The organism is uncultured Blautia sp., from assembly GCF_902497045.1.
In the GTDB taxonomy this organism is placed as follows: Bacteria; Bacillota; Clostridia; order Lachnospirales; family Lachnospiraceae; genus Blautia_A.
In genome coordinates this window covers 1-5,767 of the sequence record NZ_CABVDF010000182.1, presented here as the reverse complement: position 1 = coordinate 5,767, position 5,767 = coordinate 1, and the positions used below count along the sequence as shown (strand labels likewise).

General features: G+C 43.3%; 7 protein-coding genes. 1 reads left to right on the top strand and 6 read right to left on the bottom strand.

Annotated features, from left to right (window positions below; all coding sequences use genetic code 11):
• Nucleotides 1–112: 112 nt before the first annotated feature.
• From RDS42_RS11600 to RDS42_RS11575, 6 genes are all read right to left on the bottom strand, one after another.
• Nucleotides 113–904 carry a DUF3169 family protein gene (locus RDS42_RS11600; RefSeq protein ID WP_308783805.1) on the bottom strand — a complete coding sequence of 264 codons (792 nt, stop codon included), beginning with the start codon at nt 902–904 and terminating at the stop codon, nt 113–115.
• Nucleotides 901–1,110, bottom strand: coding sequence for a helix-turn-helix transcriptional regulator (locus RDS42_RS11595; protein ID WP_308783804.1), 210 nt, complete (start codon nt 1,108–1,110; stop codon nt 901–903). The genes RDS42_RS11600 and RDS42_RS11595 overlap by 4 nt, the downstream gene beginning before the upstream one ends.
• A gap of 280 nt (nt 1,111–1,390) precedes the next feature.
• Entirely contained in the window at nt 1,391–2,152 is a 762-nt protein-coding gene (locus tag RDS42_RS11590) for a sulfite exporter TauE/SafE family protein (RefSeq protein ID WP_308783803.1), read from the bottom strand.
• Nucleotides 2,152–3,465, bottom strand: coding sequence for an amidohydrolase family protein (locus RDS42_RS11585; protein WP_308783802.1), 1,314 nt, complete (start codon nt 3,463–3,465; stop codon nt 2,152–2,154). Before RDS42_RS11585 ends, RDS42_RS11590 begins: the two co-directional genes overlap by 1 nt.
• Nucleotides 3,466–3,515: 50 nt before the next feature.
• Nucleotides 3,516–3,962, bottom strand: coding sequence for a hypothetical protein (locus RDS42_RS11580; protein WP_308783801.1), 447 nt, complete (start codon nt 3,960–3,962; stop codon nt 3,516–3,518).
• Nucleotides 3,959–4,816, bottom strand: a complete 858-nt coding sequence (locus RDS42_RS11575; protein ID WP_308783800.1) for a DUF3100 domain-containing protein — start codon at nt 4,814–4,816, stop codon at nt 3,959–3,961. The genes RDS42_RS11580 and RDS42_RS11575 overlap by 4 nt, the downstream gene beginning before the upstream one ends.
• A 192-nt stretch (nt 4,817–5,008) precedes the next feature.
• Here RDS42_RS11575 and RDS42_RS11570 point away from each other — a divergent pair, with 192 nt between their 5' ends.
• Entirely contained in the window at nt 5,009–5,740 is a 732-nt protein-coding gene (locus tag RDS42_RS11570) for a Crp/Fnr family transcriptional regulator (RefSeq protein WP_308783806.1), read from the top strand.
• Nucleotides 5,741–5,767: the final 27 nt, after the last annotated feature.

Genomic DNA, 5,767 nt, shown 5'->3' with positions numbered 1-5,767 from the left:
ATAAAAAAAGCCATGCCATATTTTTCGCACAGCTTTTTCTAAATTTTATATTCTGCTCATCAATGGTTTTATCCTTGTTCCTGGCTTTCTCAGCACCAGGTCATCTCTCACATCATCCCCTGGCTCTTTTTTTGCGCATATTTACGCAGGAGCGGGTGTAGTACATGCTGGTCATGATCCAAAGTACTGCAAGAAGTACAATTGCAAGCATTCCAGTATCAAACAGCAGATTTGACAGCATGGCTGCCACCAGAAGAATCGGAATCACCTTGCTTAAAAACAGATAGGTCCGATAGGAACTGTGATAGATCATTTCTTTTTCTGCCTCATCACAGGATTTCATCCACTGTTCCTGAAATTTCATAGACGAAGGATCCGCATTGGAAAATTCCGGTCTGCTGCTCTGGATCACCTTCACATACCGCATCTGCCATAATCCTTCATAGAAAAAACATACTACAAAAATAACCACTGCGATCATAAAACGAAAGGCAGTCTCCCTGGATCCGGAAATATAATTTCTGGAATATCCGACAGAATTAATAAGAATTGCCAGCGCCATAGCAAAATTACTTCCATTTAATCCCCATGCTCCTATATATTCTTCCTGATATTCCAGTTCATCACATTCCTCATCTTCTGCATATCTAAGCCGCTCTTCAATCTGTTTTATTTTTTTCAGCACAATCTCTCCAAATAAGATTCCTGACACTGTGACCAAAGTCACCAGCGGAATCATTGCCGACTGAACGCTCCTGACAACCACCGCAAAAAACTGTCCCACATTATCCGCCTGACCTCCAAACCAGCTCATTGCAAATCCCAGTATTCCACCAATCAGCATCCATACCAGCATTTTAAGTACAAATTTTATACTTGGACTTTTTCTCTTTCCGGTATTCATAAAGTATCCTCCTCATAAATAAAAATATCCTCTACCGTTACCTGACATATCCTGGCAAGTTTCAGAGCAAGTGTTACAGACGGGGAATAATCCCCTCTTTCAATTAAACTGATGGTCTGTCGAGATACTCCTGCCAGCTTTCCCATTTCTGTCTGATTAATTCCCAGAGCAGTGCGATACTCCTTCAGCTTATTATATAAGGGCATATTCTCATCTCCTTTTTCTCTGTATAGATTTATGTTCTATGACAACTTTCCTTGTCATATTCAGCATATCATTGACAAGAAAAGTTGTCAACAGTTTTGACAAATATTTTTGTCATTTTTACAGGACAATAAAATAAGCGACTCTGAATTCCAAAGCCGCTTATTTTATCATGTTCTTTAAAAAACTCTCTATGTTTATTTCTATGCTCTGCATGGCCTTTCCGTTGACCGGACTCCATATCTTCTTATCATTATTTTCCCAAAAGAGCGGATTACATTATCAAAATACCCCGCCCAGCTTACACGCTGCTATAATAATCGAAAATACAGCAATTCCTTTTTTCAGGAGTTTCTGATTGATCCGGGCAGCGTTTTTACTTCCAAAATAAACACCTGCTCCATGAGTGATCAGGGCGAGAAGCAAAACAGGAAGTATTTTATGGATCCTGCACTGGGACAGGTATCCTGCCACTGCCGGAATCCCAATAAAAACAGAATTAAAAAGCGCCACTCCCACCGCTGTTCGAACCGGAATCCCCAGAACCACCAAAAGAGGCATGACCAATACCGGTCCTCCTGCGCCGGACATGGAACAGATAGCTCCGGTTACCGCTCCCAGCAGCAGAACTGCAGGAAGATTCTTTCCAATGGAAGCTCCTTCTGTTTTTTCCTCTGTTTCCTTTTTATCTTTCCTGAGAAGGATGGAAATCCCGGAAAGAAGCACCACAAGGTAAAGAAGGATTTTTACCTTGTCCTCCGGAATGATCATATTCAGTTTCACTCCCAGAACAGCGCCTGCCAGACTTCCCGCACTAAGCTTCAGGCCAAATTTCACATCTAGATTACCGGCTTTTTTATAATTCCAGGATCCCAGTGCACCAGATACGATAAAAGCCGCAAAGCTTAAGGCTAGTCCCTCTGAAACACTCATACCAAGACTGGCCGTATAGAACATGGGAAGCAAAAAACCTGCCACGCCGCAAAGCCCTACCAAAGCTCCCACAACGATGTTTGCAGCTCCGATCATCAGCCATGTCCCCATTACAAAACGCCTGCCTTTCTCATATATTCCTGTGCCTCAAAACATATCCTTTCTTCATCCAGAGTCTTCACCTCTCTGTTTTCCATAAGGATTTTTCCACCCACGATCATTTCCTGCACATCTCCGGCTTCTGCGCACTCAAACATGGTATGAAGCAGATTTCCGCTTGGTATCAGTCTGCCTGGTTCCAGTTTTATACCGATCATATCTGCCCGGTATCCGGTCTCCAGCTTTCCGCACTGTCCTGCTTCGTCAACTGCCGCAGCTCCTCCCTCATACATCATACGGAATAATGTTTCAGCCGGCATGATCTTAGGATCACGACTGGGAACGCCGTAATATATATTCATAAGAGAACGGAATATCCTCATTTCGTTCCAGAGACTTAAGCCTCCATGTGCAGCGCCATCACTTCCGAATCCCGGAATCACACCTTTCTTTATCAGATCCGGTGTGTCCGGAACCGCTTTTCCACAGTTGCTGAAAGGACAATGACAAAGCTTTATTCCTCTTTCCCGGATCAGTTCTTTTTCGCTTTCCGAAAGAAGCAGGCTGTGAGCCCCTAAAAACCGGTCTGAAAGCACTCCTTTTTTCTCCAGATATTCATAAGGACGCATTCCTTCTCTCTGAATGATCCCGTCCACTTCTCCCTGGTATTCATTCATATGAGCCTGCAGCATAGTGCTGCGTTCCTTTGCGTGGGCAGCTGCCAGCTCTACAAGTTCATCGGAGCAGGAATTTAACGCGCGAATTGCATAATATACCTTCAGATTGCCTTTTCCGTTCCACTTGTCATACAATTTGTCTGTCTCTCTGACTGCCTGAACAGCGTCCATAGCAATGCTCTCCGGCAGTCCTTTTTCATCCATAGTAGAACAGGAAAGACAGCCTCTGAGGCCACTTTTTTCATAGACAGCAGCTGCTTCCTCCATAAAATAGCTGCCTGCATCTACAAATGCAGTTGTTCCGGATTTGATCATTTCCAAAGCTGCTGTTTCTGCAGAAAGTTTCATTTTTTCAGAAGTCAGAGTACTCTCAAAAGGCAGCATAACCCTTGTCCAGATAATAGGCTTTGCGTCCAGAACAAGTCCTTTTAGCAGCTGCTGTCCCGTATGCATATGACTGTCTGTCAACCCCGGCATAAAAAGTCTGTCTTTTCCAGATATTACCTTTTCTGTCTGGAATTTTTTTGTTCCGCTTTTTGTCACAGAAAGGATCCTGCCTCCTTCCACAGCAATATCCATTCCTGTTTTAATTGTTTCATAATCCGTCATTGCTGCCGTATCTCTGATCAGCAGATCACACTTTGTCATAATTGTCCTCCTTGCCATGTATTCCGTTTCAAGAGATTGAGAGATATCATTTAAATAGCTCCTGTAAGTTTCAGTATCAGGGAATCCCACATACAGGATCCCAGAAATGTTCCGGTCATGACCAGAAGACCTACCAGAAGAATCTTGGGTCCCTGCTTAATAAACGTCTTCAGCTGATCGCCAATGGCAAGACCTGCATAAGCCCCTACCATGGTAAATGGCGCGGTAAAATTGATCTTTGATGCAGCGCTGATCACAAAGTCTCTTATCGGGGAAACAGGACAGGCAGCGATCAGTCCGATGATGGCGCAGTAGGCAACAATCGGAAGTTTCAACGGAATCAGCTTTGTACAGGCTACTGCCAGCATAGAAATCACTACCAGGACCACAAGTCCAGGCAGGGAATCCATAAATCCCACCTCATATCCGATATAATTTGCAAGCCCTGTCCCGCAGGCGCCTACTACCAATAAAAACAGCCATTCTATATATCTCATATCTTCTTACTCCCTTCCTGTTTTTTTCGTCCCAGACGTCCCAGCTTTGGTTCCAGTATCTGATACAGTTTATCGCACAGAGGAATGGCAATAAACATGTTGATGTAGATTCCTGTGATCCCTGCCATAGTCTCACCTACACTTGCCAGTGTCTTTATAGACTCCGCAAAATCCGGATACATGGCACAGAGAGATGCGCTGGAGCTTGCCATCATGATCCCTGCTCCCACACCGGATGCCAGTCCCATGGCTTCCGGATGAAAAATCCCGGTCATTGCCACTGCTGATGCAAGGATACCAAAATAAATAGTTCCGATCATTCCGCCCACAATATAAATAGAGAGGCTTCCTCTTGCCTCAGGGGAATCTGCCCCATAGATATTGTTGATCAGAGCCATATGATATTCACGGTTTATGGAAAAACAGGCTCCTACAGCCTCTCTCTTCATTCCCAGAAGAATTGCCACTGGAAGGGCCAGAAAAATGCCAAAGAGATTTCCAAATCCATGAAGAAGCACTGCCGGTCCTGCGTTCAAAATGGTTTCTATGTTTGCCCCGGCTGTAATGCCCAGCTTTGCGATAAAAGGTGCAATGCCTACCACCACCAGCCTGGAAGCAGCTTTTACATGTTTGTTTTCTACGATCTTCAGCACCTGCGGTCCGCTGAGAACACCAAGGATAATGGCATAAAATATAGGAAACAGAATAAACATTCCTTTTCCAACCGGGATTTTGATCTGTCCAATATTATCTGCGATCAAAACAAACAAAAAAGCCAGAAGATAGATCTTCCATTCTGTCCTTATCCTTTCCCCTAACGACCTATAGACATAATTTTCTTTTGGTTTTGACATGGTTTCTTTTACCTCCTGTTCCGTTTTTATTAGTTTAATTTTAGATGAAAATGTATTTTCAAAAAAGGACATTTGAGGTGTTTTTCTGTTTTTCTGTTTTTCTGCATATTTCAACAGGATTTCTCATCTGTGTTTACTTTCCTGGAATGCTTTGTTATACTTGTTAAAAACAGGAGAAGGAAGGATGCTATGATGACCATCGAAGATCTGGAAAAGGAAATACCGGAATTGCTGGAATATACAAAATCCATGCCTTCAGAAATACGCAGAAGTGCTTTTATAAAAATATATCCTCCCGGCCGGCTGATCCACCAGAAAGACTGTGAACTGCATTTTTTTGGAATTGTGGCAAAAGGGGAAAACCGTGTGATCAATGAATTTGAAAATGGAAAAATCTACATGATAGAGACAAATAAAGCCATTGACTTTATCGGTGAAGTAACGCTTCTGGCAGAGATGCCCCGAACCTCTGTGACCATTGAGGCTGTCACAGAATGCACGGTAATCTATATTTCCCGAAAGGAAGCCGAAAACTGGATCCGAAATGACTCCCATATTCTCCGGCTTATGGCAAAACGTACCGCCTTCAAGCTGTATCGCTCTTCCTACAATAATGGCCTGAAGCTTTACTATCCTCCGGCATTTCTCCTTGCAGATTATCTGGTCCGGGCATATGAAAGTTCCCTGTCCGAAAAAACAGATGCCGTCTTTCCCGAAAACGGAGCATTTATCCTGCAGAAGATCCGCGAACGTTTATGTGAAGAGCTTGGAATGAATATCAAGACGCTGGACCGGACCATCCGATCCATGCAGAAAGATGGCTATTTCAGCCTTACAAAAGGAAAAATATCTTTTGGATATGAAGAATATAAAAAAATGAAAGCTTTTATAACAACGGGGCTATCGGTTAATACCGATTTTTAGGCTCTAAATCTTAAAATACGAATCTCC

Excerpts from the sequence above, each read along its gene's own strand:
- RDS42_RS11600 (WP_308783805.1), bottom strand. The coding sequence starts at position 904 with ATGAATACCGGAAAGAGAAAAAGTCCAAGTATAAAATTTGTACTTAAA.
- RDS42_RS11595 (WP_308783804.1), bottom strand. The coding sequence starts at position 1,110 with ATGCCCTTATATAATAAGCTGAAGGAGTATCGCACTGCTCTGGGAATT.
- RDS42_RS11590 (WP_308783803.1), bottom strand. The coding sequence starts at position 2,152 with ATGGGGACATGGCTGATGATCGGAGCTGCAAACATCGTTGTGGGAGCT.
- RDS42_RS11585 (WP_308783802.1), bottom strand. The coding sequence starts at position 3,465 with ATGACAAAGTGTGATCTGCTGATCAGAGATACGGCAGCAATGACGGAT.
- RDS42_RS11580 (WP_308783801.1), bottom strand. The coding sequence starts at position 3,962 with ATGAGATATATAGAATGGCTGTTTTTATTGGTAGTAGGCGCCTGCGGG.
- RDS42_RS11575 (WP_308783800.1), bottom strand. The coding sequence starts at position 4,816 with ATGTCAAAACCAAAAGAAAATTATGTCTATAGGTCGTTAGGGGAAAGG.
- RDS42_RS11570 (WP_308783806.1), top strand. The coding sequence starts at position 5,009 with ATGACCATCGAAGATCTGGAAAAGGAAATACCGGAATTGCTGGAATAT.